The sequence below is a fragment of the Glycomyces sp. TRM65418 genome (genome assembly GCF_019710475.1).
Classification (GTDB): Bacteria; Actinomycetota; Actinomycetes; order Mycobacteriales; family Micromonosporaceae; genus Glycomyces.
Genome location: NZ_JAJFAX010000003.1, coordinates 214,304 through 239,260, shown reverse-complemented (window position 1 = coordinate 239,260; position 24,957 = coordinate 214,304). Strand labels below are relative to the sequence as shown.

Annotated in this window: 26 protein-coding genes; 17 read left to right on the top strand and 9 right to left on the bottom strand. The window is 73.1% G+C overall.

The features are described 5' to 3' along the window. The first annotated feature begins 75 nt into the window (after positions 1–75). From K3N28_RS09100 to K3N28_RS09040, 13 genes are all read left to right on the top strand, one after another. Complete coding sequence (locus K3N28_RS09100) at positions 76–1,266, top strand: hypothetical protein (protein WP_228092179.1); 1,191 nt, start codon at positions 76–78, stop codon at positions 1,264–1,266. A 178-nt stretch (positions 1,267–1,444) separates the two neighbouring features. Further along, entirely contained in the window at positions 1,445–2,185 is a 741-nt protein-coding gene (locus K3N28_RS09095) for an SDR family oxidoreductase (RefSeq protein WP_228092178.1), read from the top strand. Between the two features lie 12 nt (positions 2,186–2,197). After that, on the top strand, positions 2,198–2,782 hold the full coding sequence (locus K3N28_RS09090; protein ID WP_228092177.1) for a TetR/AcrR family transcriptional regulator: 585 nt from the start codon (positions 2,198–2,200) through the stop codon (positions 2,780–2,782). Positions 2,783–2,817: 35 nt separating this feature from the next. After that, positions 2,818–3,798, top strand: a complete 981-nt coding sequence (locus K3N28_RS09085) for an NADPH:quinone oxidoreductase family protein (RefSeq protein WP_228092176.1) — start codon at positions 2,818–2,820, stop codon at positions 3,796–3,798. After that, the gene (locus tag K3N28_RS09080; protein ID WP_228092175.1) at positions 3,795–4,529 is read left to right on the top strand and encodes a glucose 1-dehydrogenase; all 735 of its coding nucleotides are present in this window, start codon (positions 3,795–3,797) and stop codon (positions 4,527–4,529) included. The genes K3N28_RS09085 and K3N28_RS09080 overlap by 4 nt, the downstream gene beginning before the upstream one ends. A 119-nt stretch (positions 4,530–4,648) precedes the next feature. After that, a complete protein-coding gene (locus K3N28_RS09075; RefSeq protein WP_228092174.1) occupies positions 4,649–5,413 on the top strand; it encodes an ABC transporter ATP-binding protein in 765 nt (254 codons plus the stop codon). Then, positions 5,410–6,126 carry an ABC transporter ATP-binding protein gene (locus K3N28_RS09070; RefSeq protein ID WP_228092173.1) on the top strand — a complete coding sequence of 239 codons (717 nt, stop codon included), beginning with the start codon at positions 5,410–5,412 and terminating at the stop codon, positions 6,124–6,126. Before K3N28_RS09075 ends, K3N28_RS09070 begins: the two co-directional genes overlap by 4 nt. 130 nt (positions 6,127–6,256) lie before the next feature. Continuing rightward, positions 6,257–7,135 (top strand): branched-chain amino acid ABC transporter permease, encoded by an 879-nt coding sequence (locus K3N28_RS09065; protein WP_228092172.1) that lies wholly within the window; start codon positions 6,257–6,259, stop codon positions 7,133–7,135. Beyond that, positions 7,132–8,145 carry a branched-chain amino acid ABC transporter permease gene (locus tag K3N28_RS09060; protein WP_228092171.1) on the top strand — a complete coding sequence of 338 codons (1,014 nt, stop codon included), beginning with the start codon at positions 7,132–7,134 and terminating at the stop codon, positions 8,143–8,145. The genes K3N28_RS09065 and K3N28_RS09060 overlap by 4 nt, the downstream gene beginning before the upstream one ends. A gap of 8 nt (positions 8,146–8,153) precedes the next feature. Beyond that, on the top strand, positions 8,154–9,410 hold the full coding sequence (locus tag K3N28_RS09055; protein WP_228092170.1) for an ABC transporter substrate-binding protein: 1,257 nt from the start codon (positions 8,154–8,156) through the stop codon (positions 9,408–9,410). Positions 9,411–9,467: 57 nt separating this feature from the next. Continuing rightward, the gene (locus tag K3N28_RS09050; RefSeq protein ID WP_228092169.1) at positions 9,468–10,523 is read left to right on the top strand and encodes a phosphotransferase family protein; all 1,056 of its coding nucleotides are present in this window, start codon (positions 9,468–9,470) and stop codon (positions 10,521–10,523) included. Then, positions 10,499–11,743 carry an acyl-CoA dehydrogenase family protein gene (locus tag K3N28_RS09045; protein ID WP_228092168.1) on the top strand — a complete coding sequence of 415 codons (1,245 nt, stop codon included), beginning with the start codon at positions 10,499–10,501 and terminating at the stop codon, positions 11,741–11,743. The genes K3N28_RS09050 and K3N28_RS09045 overlap by 25 nt, the downstream gene beginning before the upstream one ends. Further along, a complete protein-coding gene (locus K3N28_RS09040; RefSeq protein ID WP_228092167.1) occupies positions 11,740–13,326 on the top strand; it encodes a long-chain fatty acid--CoA ligase in 1,587 nt (528 codons plus the stop codon). Before K3N28_RS09045 ends, K3N28_RS09040 begins: the two co-directional genes overlap by 4 nt. On the opposite strand, the gene K3N28_RS09035 is transcribed toward K3N28_RS09040, so the two are convergent. Beyond that, a complete protein-coding gene (locus tag K3N28_RS09035; RefSeq protein WP_228092166.1) occupies positions 13,323–13,751 on the bottom strand; it encodes a thioesterase family protein in 429 nt (142 codons plus the stop codon). The genes K3N28_RS09040 and K3N28_RS09035 overlap by 4 nt on opposite strands. Before the next feature lie 97 nt (positions 13,752–13,848). On the opposite strand from K3N28_RS09035, the gene K3N28_RS09030 reads away from it, so the two are divergent. Then, positions 13,849–15,036: an acyl-CoA dehydrogenase family protein gene (locus K3N28_RS09030; RefSeq protein ID WP_228092165.1), complete on the top strand. Its 1,188-nt coding sequence runs from the start codon at positions 13,849–13,851 to the stop codon at positions 15,034–15,036. A gap of 11 nt (positions 15,037–15,047) precedes the next feature. Next, the gene (locus K3N28_RS09025; RefSeq protein WP_228092164.1) at positions 15,048–16,271 is read left to right on the top strand and encodes an acetyl-CoA C-acetyltransferase; all 1,224 of its coding nucleotides are present in this window, start codon (positions 15,048–15,050) and stop codon (positions 16,269–16,271) included. Positions 16,272–16,324: 53 nt separating this feature from the next. On the opposite strand, the gene K3N28_RS09020 is transcribed toward K3N28_RS09025, so the two are convergent. The 7 genes from K3N28_RS09020 to K3N28_RS08990 form a co-directional block, all read right to left on the bottom strand. Then, complete coding sequence (locus K3N28_RS09020; protein ID WP_228092163.1) at positions 16,325–16,798, bottom strand: MaoC family dehydratase; 474 nt, start codon at positions 16,796–16,798, stop codon at positions 16,325–16,327. After that, positions 16,795–17,553, bottom strand: a complete 759-nt coding sequence (fabG, locus tag K3N28_RS09015; protein WP_374209727.1) for a 3-oxoacyl-ACP reductase FabG — start codon at positions 17,551–17,553, stop codon at positions 16,795–16,797. Before fabG ends, K3N28_RS09020 begins: the two co-directional genes overlap by 4 nt. A gap of 5 nt (positions 17,554–17,558) precedes the next feature. After that, complete coding sequence (locus tag K3N28_RS09010) at positions 17,559–18,656, bottom strand: alcohol dehydrogenase catalytic domain-containing protein (protein WP_228092161.1); 1,098 nt, start codon at positions 18,654–18,656, stop codon at positions 17,559–17,561. Between the two features lie 92 nt (positions 18,657–18,748). Continuing rightward, the gene (locus K3N28_RS09005) at positions 18,749–19,357 is read right to left on the bottom strand and encodes a TIGR03086 family metal-binding protein (protein WP_228092160.1); all 609 of its coding nucleotides are present in this window, start codon (positions 19,355–19,357) and stop codon (positions 18,749–18,751) included. A gap of 319 nt (positions 19,358–19,676) precedes the next feature. Then, positions 19,677–20,423, bottom strand: a complete 747-nt coding sequence (locus K3N28_RS09000; protein ID WP_228092159.1) for a succinate dehydrogenase/fumarate reductase iron-sulfur subunit — start codon at positions 20,421–20,423, stop codon at positions 19,677–19,679. Then, positions 20,420–22,357, bottom strand: coding sequence for a fumarate reductase/succinate dehydrogenase flavoprotein subunit (locus K3N28_RS08995; RefSeq protein ID WP_228092158.1), 1,938 nt, complete (start codon positions 22,355–22,357; stop codon positions 20,420–20,422). The genes K3N28_RS09000 and K3N28_RS08995 overlap by 4 nt, the downstream gene beginning before the upstream one ends. A 1-nt stretch (position 22,358) precedes the next feature. Next, on the bottom strand, positions 22,359–23,096 hold the full coding sequence (locus K3N28_RS08990; RefSeq protein WP_228092157.1) for a succinate dehydrogenase cytochrome b subunit: 738 nt from the start codon (positions 23,094–23,096) through the stop codon (positions 22,359–22,361). Positions 23,097–23,167: 71 nt separating this feature from the next. Here K3N28_RS08990 and K3N28_RS08985 point away from each other — a divergent pair, with 71 nt between their 5' ends. Next, on the top strand, positions 23,168–24,100 hold the full coding sequence (locus K3N28_RS08985) for a LysR family transcriptional regulator (protein ID WP_308062125.1): 933 nt from the start codon (positions 23,168–23,170) through the stop codon (positions 24,098–24,100). 16 nt (positions 24,101–24,116) lie between these two features. Here the strand turns inward: K3N28_RS08985 and K3N28_RS08980 are convergent, their stop codons facing one another. Further along, complete coding sequence (locus K3N28_RS08980) at positions 24,117–24,485, bottom strand: ankyrin repeat domain-containing protein (protein WP_228092155.1); 369 nt, start codon at positions 24,483–24,485, stop codon at positions 24,117–24,119. Positions 24,486–24,705: 220 nt separating this feature from the next. Here K3N28_RS08980 and K3N28_RS08975 point away from each other — a divergent pair, with 220 nt between their 5' ends. After that, positions 24,706–24,957, top strand: coding sequence for a hypothetical protein (locus K3N28_RS08975; RefSeq protein WP_228092154.1), 252 nt, complete (start codon positions 24,706–24,708; stop codon positions 24,955–24,957).

Below are 24,957 nucleotides of genomic sequence, written 5' to 3'. Positions count from 1 at the left end.
AAGGGCCGACGCAGGCGCGTCCGTTCCCGGCAGACGGCGCGCCCGACCGCCTCGATCCCTCATTGAGGAGTCCGAATGCCCAATCGGCGTCATGCCCGGCGGACCCACCGTGACGCCGCGAAACTCGCGGCCGCCGGCAACCATCAAGGCGCCCTGGCGGTGTACGCCCATGCCGAGGGCGAGTTCCGCGGCTGCCTGGCCGTGCACCCCGAGGACCGGGCGACCAGGAGCGATTTCGCCGAACTGCTGGCCGACCTCGCCGCGTCGCACACGGCGGTGGGCGAACTGGTCGAAGCGTATGCGGCGCAGCGGGAGCGGGTCGCGATCGCCACGGGCCTGGAGGTCGGGTCGGTGGAGCGGGCCGCCGTGCGCCTGGACCTGGCCGAGGCCGCCGTGCGCGCCGGGCGGTATCTGACGGCCGCGACCGAGGCGGACGCGGCGTTGAGCCTGCTCGACGACGTGGACGCGGGCCATCCGGGGAGTCCCGGTTTCCTGACGCTGGCCGACGCGATCGCGCGGGCCGCGCGCGTCTTCTACCGGGCGGCGGACCCGGATCTGGCCGTCGGGGCGGCCGACCAGGCCGCCCGGATGCTCATCGCCGCAGGGCCGGTCCCCGCCGGTGCGACGCCGAACGGCACCGTCGAGCTGCTGCGCGACAGCCTGCGGCTGGCCGCCGCGCTCCATGCCGCCGCCGGGCGCACCAGGCTGGCGCGCGGCGCGAGCGACCTGCTCGCGAAGCACTGCCCCGGGGCCGGACCGGTGACCGCGCCCGCGCCGCTGACGCTGCGCGGCGCGTTGGAGACGGCCGCGCGCATGGGGGCGTTCCTGGACACGGGCCTGATCGAGCGGCTCTGCCCCGATCCGGCCGGGCGGGCCGCCCCGCCGACGGTGAGCGCCCGCTGCGACCTCGGGTTCGCCGCCGTCGCGTTGCACGCCGCCGAACCGGCCGTCGACGCCTTGGCCGCCACGCACCCGAACCTCGCGTGGCGCATCGCGACCGAGGTCCACTATCTGCTCATCGCGGCCGACCGGCAGGGCGAGCGGAACCTGCACTTGAACTTCCGCGACCACGGCCCGGCCTGGCTCGCGATGCTCATGGCGCTGGCCGGGACGGGGAAGCAGGGCCCGATCATGCACGACCTCGCCACCGCCCTCGCCGAACTGTGCGAACGCCTCCAGACCCGCCACGCCGCCGCCAGGCACGAGCAGCGCTTCATCGCCGCCCTCAGATTCGTCGAGGCCTTCCGCGACCGCCCGCCCCGCTGAGCGCCTGCGCACCGCGGCTTCGCGGCCCGGCCGAGGAGCAAACCGGCCTGTGCCACCGCGGACTCCGTTCGCCGCCACCGCCCTCATGCGGCCGTGCACTGGGTCGCCGGAGGGTTTCCGAAGCGGGGGGCGCATGGTAGTGTGGACCACATACCGACCAGACGGTTTGGAGCTGTGCATGCTGAGATTCGCCGACCGCGTCGCCGTGATCACCGGCGCGAGCAGGGGCATCGGCCTGGCCGTCGCCCGGCGGCTCGTGGCCGAGGGCGCGTCCGTCGTCATCACCGGCCGCGACGAGGACGCCCTGCGGGCCGCCGTCGCCTCGCTCGGCGAGGAGCGCGCGAGCGGCGTCGCCGGGAAGGCCGACGACGCCGAGCACCGCGCCGCCGCGATCGGCCATGCCGTGGAGCGCTTCGGCGGGATCGACCACCTCGTCAACAACGCCGGCGTCAACCCCGTCTGGGGACCGCTGATCGACATGGACCTGGAGGCGGCCCGCAAGATCTTCGAGGTCAACGTGGTCGCCGCTCTGGAGTGGACGAAGGCCGCCGCCGCCGCGGGCCGCCTGCGCTCGGTCGTCAACATGGCCTCGATCGCGGGCACCTCCGCGAGCCCGAACATCGCCTTCTACGGGATCTCCAAGGCCGCCTTGGTCAACCTGACCATGCAGCTCGCCGACGAGCTCGCCCCGGCCGTGCGCGTCAACGCCCTCGCCCCCGCGGTCGTCAAGACCCGGCTCTCCAAAGCCCTCTACGAGGGCCGCGAGGACCGGGTCGTCCGCGCCTACCCGATGGCGCGCCTGGGCGAGCCCGACGACGTCGCCGGGCCCGCCGCGTTCCTCCTCTCCGAGGACGCCGCGTGGGTCACCGGCCAGACCCTCCTCGTCGACGGCGGCGCGAGCATCCGCCAGGCGGGGTGAAGGATGGGAGCCATGAAGACCAAGAACGTCGCCGACGAAGTCCTCCGCGCCGCCCTCAACCTGTTCGCCGAACAGGGCTACGCCAACACCTCCGTGCAGCAGATCGTGGAGGCCGCGGGCGTCACCAAAGGCGCCATGTACCACTACTTCACCTCCAAGGACGACCTCCTCTTCGCCATCTACGAGCGGATGCTCTCCCTCCAGAAGCGACGGCTGGACGAGATCACCGCCGCCGGCGGCGAGACCGAGGACGTCCTGCGGGCCGTCTGCGAGGACGTCATCCTCACCTCCATCGACTTCCTGCCCGAGGGCACGATCTTCTTCCGCAGCCAGCACATGCTGACCCCCGAGCGGCAGAAGGAGGTCAAGCAGCGGCGCCGCCAATACCACGACAAGTTCGCCGAGCTCATCGACCGCGGCAAGGCCGAAGGCCGCTTCCGCCGGGACGTGTCGACCGCCGTGCTCATCGCCCACTTCTTCTCGGACGTGCACTACCTGCCGCACTGGTTCTCCGCCGAAGGCCCCGAGGACCGGCACGAAGTGGCCGCCGAACTCACCGAGCTGTTCCTGCGCGGCATCAGGGACACCGATGCCTGACCCCGCACCCCGCACCCCCGACCAGAGGAGCACCGATGGCTGACACCATGCGCGCCTGGCGCGTCACCGCCCACGGCGAACCCGAGCAGGTCATGGGCCTCCACGAGGTCGACCGGCCCCAGGCCGGCCCCGGCGAGGTCCTCCTGCGCACCCGCGCCGTGGCCGTGAACTTCCCCGACGTGCTGCTCGCCCGCGGCCACTACCAGGAACGCCCCGCGCTGCCGTTCGTCCCCGGCATCGAACTGTGCGGCGACGTCGTCGCCCTCGGCGAGGGCGTCACCGGCATCGCGGTCGGCGAGCGCGTCGTCGCCTCCAAGATCGGCGTCATGGCCGAGTACGCGGCCGTCCCGGCCTGGTCGGTGCATCCCGCGCCCGAGGCGCTCGACGACGCGTCCGCCGCCGCGCTCCTCATCGCCTACCAGACCGCGTGGTTCGGCCTCCACCGCCGCGCGGGCCTGCAGCGCGGCGAGACGCTCCTGGTCCACGCCGCCGCCGGGGGCGTCGGCACCGCGGCCTGCCAGCTCGGGGCCGCGGCCGGGGCCACCGTGGTCGGCGTGGTCGGCTCGGCCGCGAAGGTCCCGGTCGCCGAGGACGCCGGGGCCACCGAGGTCCTGCTGCGCGAAGACGCGTGGGTGGACGCGGTCAAGGGCCTCGGCGGCGCTCAGGTCGTGTTCGACCCCGTGGGGGGCAACGCCTTCGAAGGCTCGACCCGCTGCGTCGCGTTCGAGGGCCGCATCGTGGTCGTCGGCTTCGCCTCCGGCGCGATCCCGCCCGTGCGCGCCGACCTGGCCCTGGTCAAGAACTACAGCGTCCTGGGCCTGCATTGGGCCCTGTACCAGAAGCGCCGCCCCGACCTGGTCGCCGACGCCCACGCCGAGCTCGTCCGCCTCGCGGACGAGGGCGCCGTGCGGCCCGTCGTCGGCGAGGTCGTGGACTTCGCCGACGCGGCCTCGGCCGTGCAGCGGCTCGCGGGCGGCGCGACCACCGGCAGGCTCGTGGTGCAGGTGGACGCATGAGCGGCCTGGACGGGCGCGTGGCGATCGTGACCGGGGGCGCGCGCGGCATCGGCGCGACCTACGTGCGCGCGCTCGCCGACGCCGGGGCGCGCGTGGTCGTGGCCGACATACTCGCCGACCAGGGGAAGGCCCTGGCCGACGAGGTGGGCGACGCGGCCCGCTTCATCGAGCTCGACGTGACCGACGAGCACGCCTGGGACCGCGCGGTCGCGGCCACCGTCGACGCGTTCGGCGCGGTGGACGTGCTGGTGAACAACGCCGGGATCGCCAACGCCGCGCCGATCGAGCACTTCACGCTCGAGAAGTGGAACGCGGTCATCAGTGTGAACCTCACCGGGACGTTCCTCGGCTGCCGGGCCGTGGTCCCGGCGATGAAGGCCGCCGGGCGCGGCTCCATCGTCAACGTGTCCTCGGTGGAAGGGCTGCGCGGCAGCGTCCGCCTCCACGGGTACACCGCCTCGAAGTTCGCGGTGCGCGGCCTCTCCAAGTCGCTCGCCGTGGAGCTGGGGCCCGACGGCATCCGCGTCAACTCGGTCCACCCGGGGTTCATCGCCACCGACATGACCACTCGGATCGACCCCGATCGGCTCGTCATCCCGCTGCGGCGCCCGGGCGCGCCGGCGGACCTGGCGGGCACGGTCGTGTTCCTCGCGAGCGACGCCTCGGCCTACCTCACGGGCGCCGAGATCGTCGTCGACGGCGGCATGACCGCCGGCATCCCGCACACCTAGCACCCGGCTCCCGAGCCGTGAAGATATCGATATGGATTCACTGTCCTCAGCACATACCGTCCGGTCGGTATTCGCGATATGGTGACCCTACTCCGACACGAAGAGGTGCGAGTACGACGATGACGACCCCTCCCCCCGCGACCCCCCGGCTCGAAGTGGACGGCCTCGAAGTGGCCTTCGGCGGCCTCACCGCCCTCAGCGGCGTCGACTTCGCCGTCCACGACGGCGAGACCGTGGCCCTCATCGGCCCCAACGGCGCCGGCAAGACCACCGTGTTCAACGCCGTGTGCGGCCTCGTGAAGCCCCGCAAGGGCGCCGTGCGCATCGGCGGACGGCCCGCCCCGGCCAGGACCACCGGGCTCCTCGCCGCCGGCGTCGCCCGCACCCTCCAGGGCCTCGGGCTCTTCGAGCACATGACCGTGCTGGAGAACGTGCTCGTGCCGCTGTGCCGCCTCCCCGTCGACGACCCGACCGCCCGCGCCCGGGCCCGCCTGGACGAACTCGACCTGCTGCACCTGGCCGACCGGCCCGCCGGGACCCTCCCCTACCCCGAGCGCAAGCGCGTGGCCCTCGCCCGCGCCCTCGTCGCCGACCCGGCGCTGCTCCTGCTGGACGAGCCCGCCGGAGGCCTCGGGGCCGCCGACATCGACGCGCTCGCCGCCACGGTCCGCCGCGTCGCCGACACCGGCTGCGCCGTCCTGCTCGTCGAGCACCACGTCGACTTCGTCATGGACGTCGCCGACCGGATCGTGGTGCTCGACTTCGGCCAGGTCATCGCCTCGGGCGCCCCCGAAGCGGTGCAGCGCGACCCCGCGGTCGAGGCCGCCTACCTCGGGCTGGAGGCCGTCGGCGCGGCGACCGAGCAGGAAGGCGGGACCGCATGAGCGCCTTCGCCGTCGAGGACCTCACCGTCGGCTACGGCGACGGCGCGCCCGTCATCGAGGGGCTCGGGATCGACGTGGCCGCGGGCGCGGTCGTCGCGCTCCTGGGCGCCAACGGCGCCGGCAAGACCACGCTCCTGCGGGCCCTCGCCGGACTCGAACCCGCCCGCTCCGGGCGCATCCTCCTGGGCGGGCGCGACCTCACCGCCCTGTCCCCTGAGGACCGCGTCCGCCGCGGCCTCGCGCTCGTCCCCGAAGGACGCGGCGTCGTGGTCGAGCTGACGGTGGAGGAGAACCTCCGCCTCGGCGGGCTCTGGCGCCACCGCCCCCGCGCCCGCAGAGCCGCCGTCGAGGAGATGTACGCGCTGTTCCCGCCGCTGGAGCGGCGCCGGGACGCCGCCGGACACACCCTCTCGGGCGGCGAACGCCAGATGCTCGCCCTCGCCCGCGCGCTCCTTGCCCGCCCCGAGGTCCTGCTGCTGGACGAGCCCTCGCTCGGCCTCGCACCGCAGGCGACCGCGCAGCTCCTCGGCGTCCTGCGCGACACCGCCGCGCGGACCGGCCTCACCGTGCTCCTCGCCGAGCAGAACGTCACCGGCGCGCTGTCGGTGGCCCAGCGCGGCGTCGTCCTCTCCCTGGGCGCGGTCGTCGCCGACCGGCCGGCCGCCGAGCTCGCCGCCGACCCCGCCCTCCGTCACGCCTACCTGGGGTTCTGATGGCACCACACCAACGCCTTCCCGTCCGCGACGCGGCCGCCGGCCGACGCGGATCCGCCCTCCCGCGCCTGGCAGCGCCGCCGGTCTTCGCCGCTCCGGCGCCGCTGCGGCACGGAACCGAGGAGCGCTGATGGACCGGTTCGTCTTCCTGATCTCGGCCGGACTCGCGCGCGGCGCGGTCCTGGCGCTGTTCGCCCTCTCGCTCGTGATCGTCTGGCGCGCCGCCCGAGTCGTGAACTTCGCGCAGGCGGCCATGGCCGTCACCGCCGTGTACGCGGCCTTCGCGGTGACCGCCGCGACCGGCTCATACTGGGCGGGCCTGCTCACCGGCCTCGCCGCCGGGGCGCTCCTGGGCGCGGCCGTCGAACGCGGCCTCATGCGACGCCTCCCCGCGCACGCGCCGCTGCCGGGCATCATCGTCGCCATCGGCCTGGTCATGATGCTCCAAGCGGGCCTGGCCATCGCCTTCGGACCCGAGCACCGGCCCATGCACCCGCCGTTCTCCGAACGGCCCTTCCTCATCGGCGGCGTACCGGTGCTCTCCCCGTACGACCTGTTCACGCTGATCGCCGCCGCGGCGGTCATGGGCGCCCTCGCGCTCCTGTTCGGACGGACCTCCCTCGGACTGCAGCTGCGGGCCGCGGCCTTCGCCCCCGAGACCTCCCGGCTCCTGGGCGTGCGGGTGCCGCGCATGGTGACCCTCGGCTGGGCGCTGGCGGTCGCCACCGCCGCACTCGCCGCGATGCTGCTGGTGCCCACCGAACTCGGGCTCAACCCGCACGCGGTGGACCTCTTGTTCGTCAACGCGTTCGCCGTCGCCGTCATCGGCGGCCTCGACTCCCCCATCGGGGCGCTCCTGGCCGGGGTCGGCGTGGGCCTGCTCGTCAGCCTCGTCACCGGCTACGCCTCGGCGTCCGCCGCGCCGCTCGCGGTGCTGGCGCTGCTCACCCTCGTCCTGCTGGTGCGACCCGGCGGCGTCTTCAGCGCGAAGGAGGCCCGGACCGCATGAAGATCCCTCTGCGCGCCCTGCTGCTCACCGTCCTGGGGATCGGCGCGACCTTCGGTCTCGATCCCTTCCGCAACTACCAACTCGCCACCGTGGCGGCCTGCTTCGCCGCCGTCGCCGGACTCACCGTCCTGGTCGGCCTCACCGGGCAGCTCTCGCTCGGGCACGCGGTCCTCATGGCCGCCGGCGGGTACGGCTTCGCGTTCGCCGCCTCCGCCGTCGAAGGACCGTGGCCGCTGGCGCTCCTGGTCGGCCTCGTCGCCGCCGTCGCGGTCGCGGGCCTCCTGGGGCTGCTGCTGGGCATGGCCGCCGCGCGACTGCGCGGCCCCTACCTCGCGGGGCTCACACTCGCGCTCGTGATCGCTCTGCCCTCGGCCGCGAGCACGCTGCCGCTGGGGGCCGACCAGGGCGCCCGCGCCCCGTTCTTCGCCGTGCCCGAGGCCCTCGCGGCCCTCATCGCGCTGGAGCAGTGGCACGCCTGGCTGGCGATCGTCATCGCCGCCGTCGCCGTCACCCCGCTGGTGATGCTCCGCTCGGGCCGGGCCGGGCTGCGGATGCGGGCGGTCCTGGACGACGAGACCGCCGCCCGGCTCTCCGGTGTGGACCCCGGGCTCGTCAAAGCCGGGGCCTTCGTCGCCAGCGCGGTGCCGGCCGGGCTCGGCGGGGCGATCCTGGCCATCGCGACCCAGCAGGTCACGCCCGGCGGCTACGGCCTGGCGTTCTCCCTGCTGCTCGTCGTCGCGGCCGTCGTCGGCGGCCTGGGCAGCATCGGCGGGGCCGCGATCGGCTCGGTCCTGATCGTCTTCCTGCCGTGGATCGTCGACGAACTCGTCGCCGCCGTTCCCTCCGACCTCGGGCAGCGCCTGGACGGCAACCTCGCCGTGCTGCTCTTCGGCGCGGGTCTCATCGCGATGACCCTCGCCTGGCCGGGCGGCGCCGCCCGCCTGCTCGACCGGCTCCGCGCCGCCCGGCCCTCACGCCTCGCAACCCCTACGACGACCACAGAGAGGTGATCGGATCCATGCGACCCAGAACCATCACGAGCGCGGCGGCAGCCGCGGCAGCACTCGCCTTGACCGCGTGCAGCACCCCGGGAGGCGACGACGAGTCGGTCCCCGGCGTCACCGACGACACGGTGACCATCGGGACCCACCAGCCCCTCACCGGGCCCGCCGCCGCCGGGTACTCCACCATCTCGGCCGCCACCGCGGCCTACTTCGCCTACGTCAACGACAACGGCGGCATCCACGGCCGCGAGATCGAGTACATCGTCAAGGACGACGCGTACGACCCCGCCGCGACCCAGACCGTCGTGCGCGAGCTCGTCACCGAGGACGGGGTCTTCGCGGTCGTCAACGGCCTGGGCACGCCCACGCACTCCTCGGTCCTGGACTACCTCGACCAGCAGGGCGTCCCGGACCTGTTCGTCTCCTCCGGGTCCCTGACGTGGAACCAGCCGGAGGTCTACGAGAACACGTTCGCGTTCAACGCCGACTACGTCACCGAGGCCGCGGCCCTGACTCAGTACGCGGTCGAGCAGTCCCCGGGGGCGAAGATCTGCGTGCTCGGCCAGGACGACGACTACGGGCAGGGCATCATCGAGGGCGTCGAGGCCGTCATCGGCTCCAACGCCGTCACGGAGGTCCAGACCTACACGACCTCCGCGGAGGACCTCACCGCGCAGATCGGCGCGATGATGGCCGCCGAGTGCGAGATCAACGTGCTGGGCACCATCAACGGGTTCACCGCGATGGCGGTCGGCACGGCCGCGCAGATGGAGTGGTTCCCGCAGTGGTACGTCTCCTCCTCGGGCGCCGACTACCCGACCCTCGTCGGGTACCTCGGCGAGGACCTCGCCCCGACGCTGCTGCAGGGCATGGTGAGCGTCAACTACCTGCCGTTCAGCCCCGACGGGGAGTGGGTCGCGCTGTTCGAGCGGATCAACGAGGAGTACAACGACGGCGCGCCGTTCACCGGCAACACCGTCTTCGGCATGAGCGTCGGCTACCTGTTCGCCGAGGCCCTCGCCGCCGCGGGCGAGGACCCGACCCGCGAGTCCCTGGTGGCCGCGCTCGAGTCGGGCGAGATCCTCGGCAACGGCATCCTGCCGCTGTCCTACAGCGCCGACGACCACGCCGCGTACCGGGGCGTGGGCATCACGATCGTGAACGAGGGCGTCCAGGACTACGTGGGCACCGCCTACGAGGTGGCCTCCGGCAGCGTGACCCCCGTCGAGCCGAGCCCCGTCCCGCTGGAGAACGAGGGCATCCCGCAGTGACCGTCGCGGGGAACCGCGACGCCGTGAAGCACCGACCCTGATGGAGCAAGGAGACCGATGACCGAGGCGAACGGCCTACCGGGCCTGGACGTGGCCGGACTCGGCCGCTGGCTGGCCCGGGAGCACCCCGGGCTCGCCGGCGAGGGACCGCTGCGCGCCGCCCTGATCGACGGCGGGCGCTCGAACCTCACCTACCGGGTGGAGGGCGCGAAGACGCCGCTGGTGCTGCGCCGGCCCCCGCTGGGCCACGCGCTGCCCACGGCGCACGACATGCGCCGCGAGCACCGGGTCATCTCGGCCCTGCGCGGCCTCGTCCCGGTGCCGCCCACGGTGGACGTCGTGGACGACACCGCGGCCGGGGAGGTCACGGGCACGGTCTTCTTCGTCATGGAACTGGTCGAGGGCACCGTCCTCGACGACCCGGCGCGCAACGCCGCCTGGACCCCCCAGGGCCTGCACCGGCTCGGGATCGGCGTCGCGGAGATCCTCGCGGACCTCCACGGCGTCGACCCCGAGTCGGCGGGCCTGGGCGACTTCGGCCGCCCCGACGGGTATCTGGAGCGGCAGATGCGCACGTGGCGGCGCCAGTACGAGGCCTCGCGCTCGCGCGAGCAGCCGGCCCTGGACGCCCTGCAGGAGCGCCTGGCCGCCACCGTCCCCGAAGGACGGATGCGGGCGGGGATCGTGCACGGGGACTACCGGCTCGACAACATGCTCGTCGCCGGTCCCGCCGACGCCCCGCGCGTCGCCGCGGTCCTCGACTGGGAGATGGCCACCCTCGGCGATCCCCTCGTGGACCTGGGGATGCTCGGCATGTACTGGCACATCAGGACTCTCGCCGGGGGCGAGAGCGCGGCCGGGGCGATCGTCCCCGGCGCGGGCTACCCCGACTTCGACGAGGTCGTGGACGCCTACGCCGCCCGCGCCGGGATCGCCGTCCCCGAACTGGGCTGGTATCGCGCCTTCGCGTGCTACAAGCTCGCGGTGATCCTCGAGGGCGTGCACTACCGCTTCGTCGGCGGGCAGACCGTCGGCGAAGGTTTCGACCGCATCGGCGCGCTCGTCGCGCCCTTGGCCGAGGAGGGCCTGTGGATTTCCGACCCGACGAGATGACCTGCGCCTTCACCGACGAGGCCCGGTCCTTCATCGACCAGTACGTGCTACCGGCCGAACCGGTGCTCGCCGAGCAGCTCGCGGCCACGCCCGACGAGTGGACCGTGCGCCCGGTCGTGCGGGAGCTGCAGGCGGTCGCACGCGAACGGGGCCTGTGGAACCTGTTCCTGCCGCCGGGCGAGCACGGCCGCGGCGGCGGCCTGTCGAACCTGCGGTACGCGCCCGTCGCCGAGCTCACCGGCCGCAGTCCCCGGCTCGCCCCCGCCGCGATGAACTGCGCCGCGCCCGACACCGGCAACATGGAACTCCTGGCGCACTTCGGGACGCCCGAGCAGCGCGAGCGGTGGCTGGAGCCGCTCCTGGAGGCCTCGATCCGCTCGGCGTTCTGCATGACCGAACCGGACACGGCCTCCTCGGACGCCTCCCAGATCGGCACCCGCATCCACCGCGACGGCGACGAGTACGTCGTGAACGGCCGCAAGTGGTTCGCCACCGGCGCCATGAACCCCGACTGCCGGCTGCTCATCGTCATGGGCAAGACCGACCCGAACGGGGCCCGCCACCGCCAGCAGTCGATGATCCTCGTCCCCCGCGAGACCCCCGGCGTCCACGTGATCCGCCCGCTCAGCGTCTTCGGCTACGACGACCGCGACCACGGCGGCCACGCCGAGATCGTCTTCGACGACGTCCGCGTCCCCACCGCGAACCTCCTCGGCGCCGAAGGCGAGGGTTTCGCGATCGCCCAGGCCCGCCTGGGTCCCGGGCGCATCCACCACTGCATGCGGGCCCTGGGCATGGCCGAACGCGCCCTCGACCTGGTGCGCGAGCGGGCGAACGAGCGCGTCGCCTTCGGCGGTCCCCTCGCCGGCCAAGGGGTCGTGCGCACCTGGGCCGCCGAGGCCCGCGTCGAGGTCGAGGCCCTGCGCCTGCTGGTGCTCAAGACCGCCTGGCTCATGGACACCGTCGGCAACCGCGAAGCGCGCCGGGAGATCCAGGCCATCAAGATCGCCGTCCCCCGAGCGGTCGAGCGCATCCTCGACCGCGCCGTGCAGCTCTTCGGCGCGGCAGGCCTCAGCGGCGACCACCCGCTCGCCGAGATGTTCGCCGCGGCCCGGGCCATGCGCCTGGCCGACGGCCCCGACGAGGTCCACCTGGCCGCCCTCGGCAAAGCCGAGCTCCGGCCGCGAACCGCAGCCACTCTGGAAGGAGTCGTGCAATGACGCACCAGCCCGACCACGCGATCGACGGACCCGGCGAGGGGACCCTCTCGATCGCGGCCATCCTCGCCGAGACCGCCCGCCGCCGGCCCGACGCCCCGGCCCTGCACTGCATGGGGCACACCATCACGTACGGGGCCCTGTGGGACCAGACCCGCGCCTACGCCGGCGCGCTCGCCGCCCGCGGCGTCGGCCGCGGCTCGCGCGTGGCGATGCTCGTGCCGAACGTGCCGGACTTCCCGCGCGTCTACTACGCCGCGCTCGCGCTGGGCGCGGTCGTCGTCCCGATCCACCTGCTGTTCAAGGTCGACGAGATCGCGTTCGTGCTCCGGGACGCCGAGGCGGACCTGCTCGTGGCCGCCGCGCCGCTCCTGGCCGAGGCCGCGCCCGCGGCCGCCCGCGCCGGCGTCCCGCTCGTCACCGTCCTGGCCCCCGAGGACCTGGAGGTCGGCGGCGCGCCCGTAGCGCGGCTCGAAGCCGAAGCGGCGCAGGCCGACCCGATCGAGCGGCACGTGTCGATGAACCCGCTCGCGGCCGCCACCGTGCTCTACACCTCCGGCACCACCGGCACCCCCAAGGGCGCGGTCGGCTCGCACCTGGCGATGGTCGAGCAGGTCCACTGCGCCCTCATCGACTCCTTCGACGTCCGGCCCGACGACGTCCTCTACGGCGGGCTGCCGTTCTTCCACTCCTTCGGGCAGATGGCGGTGATGAACATCGGCTTCCGCCGCGGCGCCTCGATCATCCTGCTGCCCAAGTTCGACCCCGACGAGGCCCTGGCGCTGCTGGTCCAGTACCGGGCGACGGTGTTCACGGCGGTGCCGACGAACTACGCGCAGATCGTGGAGGCCGCCAAGCGCAACCCCGAGCGCCCGCCGCTGCGCTTCGCCGTCTCCGGCGGCGCGGCGTTGCCGGTGGCGCTCCTGGAGGCGTTCGAGCAGACCTTCGGCGCGCAGGTCCACGAGGGCTACGGGCTCACCGAGACCTCCCCCACGGCCACGTTCAACAACGTCGACGAGCCGATCCGGCCCGGCACCGTGGGCAGGAGCCTGTGGGGCGTGGACGTCGCCGCGGCCGACCCCGAGACCGAGGACCGCGTCGAGCTCCTGACCGAGCCCGGCGCGCTCGGGGAGATCGTGGTGCGCGGCCACAACCTCATGAAGGGCTACCTCGGCAAGCCCGACGCGACCGCCGCGGCCGTCGTCGACGGCTGGTTCCGCACCGGGGACCTCGGCACCGTCGACGCCGACGGCATCGTCGCCATCGTGGATCGCAAGAAGGACATGATCATCCGCAACGGCTACAACGTCTACCCGACCGAGGTGGAGGCCGTCCTCGCGCGCCACCCGGCGGTGTCCATGGCGGCGGTCTTCGGCGTGCCGCACGAGACGCACGGCCAGGAGGTGCACGCCGCGGTCGTCCCCGCCGCGGGCGCGGAGGTCGACGCCGCCGAGGTCGTGGCGTACATGAAGGAGAAGGTCGCCGCCTACAAGTACCCGCGCGTGGTCCACGTGGTCGAGGCCCTCCCGCTCGGCGCGAGCGGGAAGGTCCTCAAACGCGAGCTCCAGCAGGCCTTCGGGGATTAAGCCGTGGCGTCCTCGCCGATCCGCAGCTCCGCCTCGACGGCGGCGCGGATCGGCGCGGGGATCGGCACCGGGCGCCGGCGCTCGCGGTCGACGAAGACGTGCGTGAACCGGCCCAGCGCCAGCGCCGCGTCCCGGTCGGCCGCGCCCTCGCGCAGGATCGCCAGGTCCCAGGTGATCGATGTGGAGCCCAGGCGGGCCACGGCGACGTCGATCTCCAGGACTTCGGGGAACGAGGCCGGGGCCAGGAACTCGCAGGACGAGGCCCGCGCGAGGGCGATGACCCCGCCCGCGGGGTCGAGGGCGGCGCGGCGCATCATCCAGGTGTTGACCGCGGAGTCCATGGCCTCGTAGTACACGGCGTTGTTCATGTGGCCGTACTGGTCGTTGTCGTTCCAGCGCAGCGGGAACGGATGGCGGTAGGTCACTGGGGCTCCTCCGGGGGTGCAGCGGACAGCGGGATACGAGCATACTAGTGACATACCGACCGGTCGGTTTCAGCGGCCCGGTCCGAAAGGAGACTCGATGACCACCCAAACGCCCACCGGGCTCGACGCCGACTTCTACGCCTTCCAAGACCTCCTCACGCCCGTCGAGCAGGAGGCGGCGCTCCGCATCCGCGAGTTCATGGAGACCGAGGTCCGGCCCATCGCCGACGACTACTGGGAACGCGCCGAGTTCCCCCGCCACCTCGTCCCCGGCATCGCCGCGACCGGCGTCATCGGCACCACGTGGCCCGAGTCGCGCCGCTTCCCCAACAGCGCCCTCTTCCGCGGCTGGGCCGCCGTCGAGATCGCCCGCGTCGACGCCTCCTTCGCCACCTTCGTCGGCGTCACCTCCGGCCTGGCCATGGGCGCCATCGGCGTCGGCGGCTCCGAAGCCCAGCGGGCCGAATGGCTCCCGCCCATGGGCCGCGGCGAGATCATCGGCGCGTTCGGCCTCACCGAACCCCTCGCCGGCTCCGACACCGCCCGCGGCCTGCGCACCACCGCCACCCGGCGCGGCGACACCTGGGTCCTGGAGGGCGCCAAACGCTGGATCGGCAACGCCACCTTCGCCGACATCACCCTCATCTGGGCCAAGGACACCGACGACGGCCAGGTCAAGGGCTTCATCGTCCGCAAGGACACCCCCGGCTTCAAGGCCGAGAAGATCGAGCGCAAGCAGTCGCTGCGCGGCGTCCAGAACGCCGACATCACCCTCGAAGGCGTCGAAGTCCCCGAGAGCGACCGCCTCCAGCGGATCGACTCCTTCAAAGACCTCGCCGGCGTCCTCGGCCCCACCAGGGTCGGCGTCGCCTGGGAGGCCATGGGCATCGCCGTCGGCGCCTACGAGGCCGCCGTCCGCTACGCCAAGGAACGCGAGCAGTTCGGCCGCCCCATCGCCTCCTTCCAGCTCGTGCAGCAGAAGCTCGCCGAATCGCTCGCCGACGTCACCGCCGGCCTCGCCGTCTGCGTCCGGGTCTCCCAGATGGAGGACGCCGGCACGCGCCGCGACGAGCACGCCGCCATGGCCAAGGCCTTCTGCACCGCCCGCATGCGGGACGTCGTCGCCCGCTCCCGCGCCGTCCTCGGCGGCAACGGCATCCAGCTCGACCACGGCGTCGCCCGCTTCTTCGCCGACGCCGAGGCCGTCTACTCCTACGAGGGCACCTACGACATGAACACCCTGATCGTCGGCAGGGCGATCACCGGAACCCAGGCATTCGTCTGAAAGGAAGCACCATGACCGAGGCCTACATCGCCGCGACCGCCCGCTCGCCCATCGGGCGCGCCCACAAGGGATCGCTCAAAGACGCCCGCGCCGACGACCTCGCCGCGCAGATGGTCCGCGCGGCCGTCGCGAAGGTGCCCGGCCTGGAGCCGTCCATGGTGGACGACCTCCTGCTCGGGTGCGGCATGCCCGGCGGCCGGCAGGGCATGAACATGGCCCGCATCGTCGCCGTCATGCTCGGCTGGGACACCGTGCCCGGCGCGACCGTCACCCGCTACTGCTCCTCCAGCCTCCAGACCACCCGCATGGCCTTCCACGCCGTCAAGGCCGGCGAAGGCGACGTGTTCGTCTCCGCCGGCGTCGAGTCGGTCAGCGGCATGGACATCGGCTCCAGCGACTTCATCCCCGGGGCCGAACTGGAGAACCCCGTCTTCGCGGAGGCGACCGCCCGCACCGCGAAGCGGGCGGGCGGCGGCGATCCCGAGTGGACCGACCCGCGCGATGAGGGCCTGCTCCCGGACCCGTACATCGCCATGGGCCAGACCGCCGAGAACGTCGCCGCCCTCCGCGGGATCACCCGCGAGGAGCAGGACGCCTTCGCCGCCCGCAGCCAGCAGCGCGCCGAACGCGCGATCGCCGCGGGCTTCTGGGCCCGCGACATCACCCCGGTGACCCTCGCCGACGGCACCGTCGTCACCGCCGACGACGGCCCGCGCCCGGGCACCACCGTCGAGAAGCTCGCCGGCCTCGACCCGGTGTTCCGCCCGAACGGGACCGTCACCGCCGGGAACGCGTGCCCGCTCAACGACGGCGCCGCCGCCGTGGTCGTCGTCTCCGAGCGCATGGTGGAGGAGCTCGGCATCCGACCGCTGGCGCGCATCGTCGCCACCGGCGTCAGCGGCCTGTCCCCCGAGATCATGGGCCTGGGCCCCGTGGAGGCCTCCCGGCGGGCGCTCGCGCTGGCGGGCCTGGAGATCGGCGACATCGACCTCGTGGAGATCAACGAGGCGTTCGCCGCGCAGGTGATCCCCTCGGCGCGGGAGCTGGGGATCGACGAGGACCGGCTCAACGTCAACGGCGGGGCGATCGCGGTCGGGCACCCGTTCGGGATGACCGGCGCGCGGATCACCTCGACGCTGCTGAACGCTCTGGAGGACACCGGCGGGCGCTACGGCCTGGAGGCCATGTGCGTGGGCGGGGGCCAGGGCATGGCGATGGTGCTCGAACGGCTCTGAACGCAGCGGGAAGCGGCGCGGCCCCACCAGGGCCGCGCCGCTTCCCGCTGCGTTCAGGCGTCCGTGCCGGCGGGGACGTAGAGGGTGAGGGTCTCGGCCGCGAGCGCGGGCTTGTCCGAGCCTTCGATCTGCACGGTGACCGAGTACGCGGCCCGGACGCCGCGCGCGGTCGGCTCGGCGGACTTGAGGGTCACGACGGCGCGCACGCGCGATCCGGCCGCCACGGGCTGGAGGAACCGCAGCCGGTCGAGCCCGTAGTTCACCGACATGGCGAGGCCGCCGATGTCGAAGAGCCCGGCGGTGAGCCGGGGCAGCAGGGAGAGCGTCAGGTAGCCGTGGGCGATCGGCGCGCCGAACGGGCCCGCCTTCGCCCGTTCGGGGTCGACGTGGATCCACTGGTGGTCTTCGGTGGCGTCGGCGAACGCGTCGATGCGGGCCTGGTCGACGGTGAACCACTCCCCGGTCGCCTCGGCGCCGATCGCGTCGGCGAGCGTCGCGAGGGAGGGGACGCTGATCTGGGGGCTCATGCGCGCGGACCTCCCGCCACGTACAGGACCTGGCCGGAGACGAAGCCGGCGTCCTCGGAGCAGAAGTAGGCGACCGCGGCGGCGATGTCCTCGGGCTGGCCGACGCGGCCGACCGGGGTCTCCTTGGCGGCGTGGGCGAGGAAGTCATCGAAGGGCACGCCGATGCGCTCGGCGGTGGCCTTGGTCATCTCGGTCTGGACGAAGCCGGGGGCGACGGCGTTCGCGGTGACGCCGAACTTGCCCAGTTCGAGCGCGAGGGTCTTGGTGAGGCCCTGCATGCCGGCCTTCGCGGCGGCGTAGTTGGCCTGGCCGCGGTTGCCGAGGGCCGAGGTGCTGGAGAGGTTGACGATGCGGCCCCACCCGGCCTCGACCATGTGGGACTGGACGGCGCGGCTCATGAGGAACGCGCCGCGCAGGTGGACGCCGAGGACGGCGTCCCAGTCGTCGGCGCTCATCTTGAACAGCAGGTTGTCGCGGAGGATCCCGGCGTTGTTGACGAGGATCGCGGGCGGGCCGAGTTCGGCGGCGACGCGTTCGACGGCGCGGGCGACGGCGGTCTCGTCGGCGACGTCCGCGCCGACGGCGAGCGCGCGGCCGCCGGCCGCCTCGATGGCGTCCGCGGTGGAGCGGGCGTCGGCCTCGTCGAGGTCGACGACGGCGACGGCGTGGCCGTCGGCGGCGAGGCGGCGGGCCGTGGCGGCCCCGATGCCGCGCGCGGCGCCGGTGACGATGGCGGTGCGTGAGGTCATGGGCATTCCTTTCAGTCGGTGGAGAAGACGATGAGCTGGCGCAGCGCCTCGCCGGCGGCGAGGCGGTCGAGCGCGGCGGGGAGGCCCTCGAGGTCGATCCGGTCGGAGACGAGCCGGTCGAGCGGCAGGTCGCCTTGGCGCCAGAGGTCGACATAGCGGGGGACGTCGTCGCCGGGGACGGCCGAGCCGAGGTAGGAGCCGACGACGGTGCGGGCCTCGGCGGTGAGCGTGAGGGGCGCGATGCTCGCGCGGGCGTCGGGGCGGGGCAGGCCGACGGTGACGGTGGTGCCGCCGGGGGCGGTGAGGGCGTAGGCGGTCTCGAAGGCGCGGGCGGCCCCGGCGGCTTCGATGACGAGGGGGACGCGTCGTCCGGCGGCTTCGTCGGGGGTGAGGGCCTCGGCGCCGAGTGCGCTCGCCGTGGCGAGTTTGGCCGGGACGGTGTCGACGCCGATGACGGGGTGGCCGAGGGCTTTGGCGACGAGGAGCGCGGCGGCGCCGACGCCGCCGAGGCCGACGACGGCGACGGTCTGGCCCGGGCGGGGCCGTCCGGCGTTGACGACCGCGCCGCCGCCGGTGAGGACGGCGCAGCCCAGGAGCGCGGCGATGTCGGGGGGCACGTCGTCGTCGACGGGGACGACGGAGGCGGCGGCGACCACGGCGTGGGTGGCGAAGGCGCTGACGCCGAGGTGGTGGTTGACGGCGTCGCCGTCGCGGTGGAGCCGGACGCCGCCGCCGAGCAGGGTCCCGGCGGCGTTCGCGGCGCTGCCGGCCGTGCACGGGAGCCGGCCGCCGGTGCCGCAGGCCTCGCAGTGGCCGCAGCGGGGCAGGAAGGTCATGACGACGCGGCGGCCGACGGCGATCGCGGTGCCGGGTCCGGCCGCTTCGACGATGCCGGCGGCTTCGTGGCCCAGGAGCATGGGGACGGGGCGGACGCGGCTGCCGTCCACGACGGACAGGTCGGAGTGGCAGATCCCGGCGACTTCGATGCGCACCAGCAGTTCGCCGGGGCCGGGCGGGTCGAGGTCGAGCGGCCCGATGGCGATGGGGCGCGATTGCGTGTAGGGGGCGGGCGAGCCGCAGCGTTCCAGTACGGCACCGGTGATCTGCACGGCGACCTCCTCGTCGTCGGGACTGCCAGAATCATACCGTCCAGTCGGTATGTTCGGCTAGGGGCGGGGCCGCCTCGTGTCGGCCGCGCGCCTCAGGCCGCCTCGGCGCGCCATTCGGGGTCGCGGCCGAGGGCGGCGAGCAGCTGTTCCAGCAGGCCGTCGCCGCTCTCCAGTTCCAGGGCGGGGGCGAACGGGGCGTCGGGGCTGTAGCGGGTGGGGCCGTCCTGCGGGACCGATTCGGCGAGGCTGAGCGCCTCGGTGAGCACGAGCGGGTCGAACTCGGGCTCGTGGCCGATCGAGACGGCGACGTCCCAGGCGTGGACCACGTAGTCGATGAGGTGGAAGCCGATGGCCTGCTCCGCGGGCACCGCGAGCGGCTGGTCCGGGCCGACGCGGACGAGCCATTCGCGTTGCAGCGCCGCCTCGTCGGCGAACGCGACCACGACCTCCTCGGCCGAGGCGGCGAAGGTCTCGGCGAACCGCTCGGACAGCGGCGTCTCGGCCCAGGCGGCCGGGTCGAACTCCGCTCCCCGGGCCGCGGCGGCGAATCCGCGGTTCTGGGCGGTCATGTGGGCGAGCAGCTGTCCGAGGTCCCATTCGGTGCAGGGGGTCGGCAGGCGGAGCTGCTCGGGCTCGACCATGTGGACGATCGCGACGGCGGAGGCCATGGTGCGGCGGTGCAGATCGAGAAGTTCGTTCATATTCGCGATCATAGGCCGGTGCGGCCGGAGGCCGGGAACGCGAGGAGGCCGATGCCCGTGGCATCGGACCGGTTCGCACCGGCGCCGGCTTTGTGGACGGAGACATGGGTCACCCGCGCGCGCCGCGACCTCGCCGTGCCCTGGTCGTTGTTCACAGGGGACGGCATTCCCCCGCTCACGCGGGGGCGAGGTTCCCCGGGGTCTCCCCGCTCACGCGGGGCAGGAGCGACGAGGAGCCCCCGGCCGAACGGCCGGGGGCTCCTCCTCCATGTGCGGGAGGGCGACTCGGTCGGAACCGAACCGGCCCCGCGGGGACGGCTCAGGCCGCGCGGGCGGCGGCCTTGCGGAAGTCCCGGTTGAGCCTGCCGATGACGTCGAGCCCGATCTCCTTGGGGCACGCGGCGGCGCACTCACCGGTGTTGGTGCATCCGCCGAAGCCGGCCTCGTCGTGGGCGGCGACCATGCCGAGCACGCGCGTGTGCCGCTCGGGCTGACCCTGGGGCATCAGACCGAGGTGGGCCACCTTGGCGCCCATGAACAGCATCCCGGACCCGTTCGGGCAGGCGGCCACGCACGCGCCGCAGCCGATGCACGCCGCCGCGCTGAACGCCGCGTCGGCGTCCTGCTTGGGGACCGGCACCGCGTGGGCGTCCGGGGCGGTGCCGGTGGGCGCGGAGATGTACCCGCCGGCCTGGATGATCCGGTCGAAGGCGGTCCGGTCGACCACGAGGTCCTTGATGACCGGGAACGCCCCCGCCCGCCACGGCTCGACGTCGATCTGGTCGCCGTCCTTGAACTTGCGCATGTGCAGCTGGCAGGTGGTCGTCGCGGCCTGCGGGCCGTGCGCCTGCCCGTCGATCATGAGCGAGCAGGCGCCGCAGATGCCCTCGCGGCAGTCGTGGTCGAACGCCACCGGGTCCTCGCCCTCGGCGATGAGACGCTCGTTGAGCACGTCGAGCATCTCCAGGAACGAGGCGTCCTCGGACACGTCGTCGATCTCGTAGGACACCATCTTGCCCGGGGTGTCGGCGTCGGGCTGACGCCAGATTCGCAGAGACAGCTTCACTTGTAGCTCCGTTGGGTGGGCTTGACGTATTCGAACTCGAGGGCTTCCTTGTGGAGGACGGGCGCGTCCTCCCCGTACTCCCACGCCGCGACGTACGAGAAGTGCTCGTCGTCGCGCTTGGCCTCGCCGTCCTCGGTCTGGGACTCGGCCCGGAAGTGCCCGCCGCAGGACTCGGTGCGGTGCAGGGCGTCGATGCACATCAGCTCGCCCAGTTCGAAGAAGTCCGCCACGCGGCCGGCCTTCTCCAGCTGCTGGTTGAGCTCCTCGGCCTTCCCGGTGACCTTGACGCGCCGGTAGAACTCGTCCTTGAGGCCGCGGATGAGCCCGATGGCCTTGCGCAGGCCCTCGTCGGTGCGCTCCATCCCGCAGTACTCCCACATGATCTTGCCCAGCTCGCGGTGGAAGGAGTCCACGGTGCGGTCGCCGTCGTTGTTCAGGAAGAACGCGATCCGGTCGTCGACCTCCTTGCGGGCGGCGACCACGGCCTCGTGGTCCTCGCCCAGGGGCTCGAACGGCCCGTCCGCGAGGTAGTCCGAGATCGTGTTCGGCAGCACGAAGTACCCGTCCGACAGGCCCTGCATGAGCGCCGACGCGCCCAGGCGGTTCGCGCCGTGGTCGGAGAAGTTCGCCTCACCGGTCACGAACAGGCCGGGGATGTTCGAGGACAGGTCGTAGTCGACCCACAGGCCGCCCATCGTGTAGTGCACGGCCGGGTAGATCCGCATCGGGCGCTCGTACGGGTTCTCGCCGGTGATCCGCTCGTACATGTCGAACAGGTTCCCGTACTTGGCCTCGACGGCCTTCTTGCCCAGGCGCTTGATCGCGTCCGCGAAGTCCAGGTACACGCCCAGGCCGCCGGGGCCGACGCCGCGGCCCTCGTCGCACACCATCTTCGCGGCGCGCGAGGCGATGTCGCGCGGCACCAGGTTCCCGAACGCCGGGTAGCGCCGCTCGAGGTAGTAGTCGCGCTCGGCCTCGGGGATGTCCCCCGGGGCGCGGTCGTCGCCGCGCCGCTTGGGCACCCACACGCGCCCGTCGTTGCGCAGGCTCTCGGACATGAGCGTCAGCTTCGACTGGTGCTCGCCCGACTGCGGGATGCACGTGGGGTGGATCTGCGTGTAGCAGGGGTTCGCGAAGTAGGCGCCCTTGCGGTGCGCCCGCCACGAGGCGGTGACGTTGCAGCCCTTGGCGTTCGTCGACAGGAAGAACACGTTGCCGTACCCGCCGGTGGCGAGGACGACGGCGTCGGCGATCTCGGTGGAGATCTCGCCGGTCACCAGGTCGCGCACGACGATGCCGCGGGCCTTGCCGTCGGCGATGACGAGCTCGAGCATCTCGTGGCGGGTGTGCAGGTCGACCGTCCCGGCCGCGACCTGCCGCTGCAGCGCCTGGTAGGCGCCGAGCAGGAGCTGCTGGCCGGTCTGGCCGCGGGCGTAGAACGTCCGCGAGACCTGCGCGCCGCCGAAGGAGCGGTTGTCCAGCAGGCCCCCGTACTCGCGGGCGAACGGCACGCCCTGGGCCACGCACTGGTCGATGATCTCGGTGGAGACCTCCGCGAGCCGGTGCACGTTCGACTCCCGGGAGCGGAAGTCGCCGCCCTTGACGGTGTCGTAGAACAGCCGGTGCACGCTGTCGCCGTCGTTGCGGTAGTTCTTGGCGGCGTTGATGCCGCCCTGCGCGGCGATCGAGTGCGCGCGCCGCGCCGAGTCCTGGAAGCAGTAGTTCGCGACCCGGTAGCCCAGCTCGCCGAGCGTCGCGGCGGCGCTGGCGCCGGCCAGGCCGGTGCCGACGACGATGACGCGGAGCTTGCGGCGGTTGGCCGGGTTGACCAGGCGGCCGGAGAAGCGGCGCTTCTCCCAGCGTTCGCTGATGGGCCCCGCGGGGGCCTTGGTGTCCGCGATGGGCTCGCCCTCGCGGTAGAAGTCAGTGCTCATGTCAGCTCACCAGTTCGAAAGTGACGGCCAGGGGCACGATCGCGAACCCCGCGACGACGACGACGGCGACGGCCAGGCTGATCGCCTGGGTGCGGCCGCGCCATTTGGTGTTCGGGCCCGAGATGGTCTGCACGGCCGACCAGATGCCGTGCCGCAGGTGGAAGCCCAGGGCGACCAGGGCCAGGAGGTAGAACACCGTGACCGGCCAGCGCTCGGGGCTGAAGGTGGCGAGCACGGCGCCGTAGGCGTCGTGGATGTCCTTGACCGGGTTGACGGTGCGCCAGGTCAGGTCCAGCAGGTGCCAGACGACGAACAGGACGATGACGATCGCGCCCCAGCGCATGGTGGCGACGGCGTGGCGCGATTCGCCTCGGGCGGGCTTCCTGGAGGCGTAGCGGACGGGGCGGGCGACCATGGCCCGGCGGGTCAGGACGACCGCGGACCAGATGTGGGCCAGGGCGGCGGCGATGAGGCCGATCCGCATGATCCACAGGAAGCTCTCGTGGGGCAGCAGGGGCTCGCCGAAGGACCGCAGGCCCGCGGCGTAGGCGTTCATCTCCTCGCGGCCTTCGAAGACGTGGAGGTTCCCGGCCATGTGGGCGATGATGAACAGCACGAGCAGGATGCCCGAGACCGCCATGATGATCTTGAGGCCGATGTTGGAACGCCACGGTCCCTGGGGCGCGCGGGCGCGTTCGCCCGGCTGCGCGGCAGTGCGCGTTTGCAAATCCGTAGACACGTCCAGAGGCTAGACGCGATACGCCTCACGGGTCCAATTCATGGTCGCGGCATGTTCCATGCCGATACGTTATGGACATGCGCCCGCAGCAGTTGCACGCCTTCCTGGCCGTGGCACAAACCCGGCATTTCACTCATGCGGCCGAAGAACTCGGTGTGACACAACCGTCATTGAGCAAGCAGATCCAGGCGCTCGAATCCGAGCTCGGCGCTCCCCTGTTCACCCGCGCCCGGGGCCGGATCGAATTGACCGACGCAGGGCAGACGCTGCTGCCGCACGCGCGTCGGATCACCGCCGCGGTGACCGCCGCGCGCTCGGACATCGACGACGTGCTCGCCGTCCGGGCCGGGCACCTGCGCCTGGGCGCGACCCCGAGCCTGTGCTCGTGGCTCATCGCGCCGCTGCTCACCCGCTACCTGGAGGCGCATCCGGGAGTGTCGGTGACGCTCACCGAGGACGGTTCGGGGCCCTTGATCGACCACCTCGCCGCCGGGGACCTCGATCTGGCGTTCACGATCGGCGACACCGCCGGGGACGCGGGGCTGACGGTGCAGCCGCTGCTGTCGGAGGCGCTCGTGGTGGCCTCGGCCGCGAAGCTGCCGCCGTTGACCCGCCAGGGCTACATCGGGTTGGCGCAGCTGCGCGAGCAGGCGTTCGTGCTGCCCGCCCACGGGTACGACCTGCGGGACCTGACGATCACGACGTGCGAGCGGGCCGGGTTCACGCCCCGCACCGGCGTCGACGGGGGCGCGACGGACGCGGTCGCGTCGCTCGTGGAGGCGGGACTGGGGATCGCGCTGCTGCCGGCGATGATCGCCGCCGGGCGCTCGGGGCTGCGGGCGACGCCGCTGGCGCCGCCGGGCGCCAGCCGCACCATCGCGCTCGCGGCGCGCCGGGAGGCGCCCCTGACGAAGGCGGCGGCGGCGTTCGCGGCGACGCTGGAGGCGCATCTGACCGACCTGCACGCCTGGGGGCGACTCCCCGAAGGCATGCGGGCGCTCTGAGCGGCGGCCACTGCGGTCATTTGAAGGTGTCGCGGTCGAACATGGCGGCGATCTGCCGCGCCGAGGGCGTGCCGGCGTCGGGGTCGGCCCCGGCCTCCAGGAGGACGGCGATCACCTCGTCGTAGTTCTTGAACACGGCCCCGGCCAGCGGCGACTGGTCGCGGTCGTTGCGTTTGTCCACTTCGGCCCCCGCTTTGATCAGGGCCCGGACGGTGTCGGCGTGGCCGTGGTAGGCCGCCAGCATCAGCAGCGAGTCGCCCGATCCGTTGACGAGGTCGACCGGCAGGCCGGCCTCGACGAAGCGCAGCAGCCGCTCGCGCTCGCCGGCGCGGGCCAGGTCGAAGGCGGCTTCGGCGATGTCGTTGAAATCCTGATCGTCGCTCATGCGCACCAGCTTGACACACCGGGACGGCGCGCGCGCCGGATCGCTGCGGCCCTCCGCAATGGACCGCTCCCAGCCCCGTTCACCCTCCCCGGTGTCGCGCCGGGTATTGACACGACTGCGCAGAGGTGGGAAAGATTGATGCGGGCCCGCGGCCGCCTCGCTGACACGACGACGCCGCGACGCCCGACAACGGTGGGACACAAACGGTGAGGACTCGGGCATGAGCGAGCCGAAAATCCTAGGGCAGTTCCAATTGGAGCATCGCACTATCCAAGTGAGCGGCGACGACGGCAATGCCGGGACGGTGTGGCTCCGACGAGTCCATCCCGATCCGCCGATGGCGCTCGGGTGCGTGGTGGAGCTCGATTCCTCGACGCCGCGGCTGCGGCTCTACCGGGCCGAGTGGCCCGACGACCTCCGGGATCGCGCGAAGGAGGAGACCCTGGCGATCTGGCGCGCCGCCCGCGGGTGA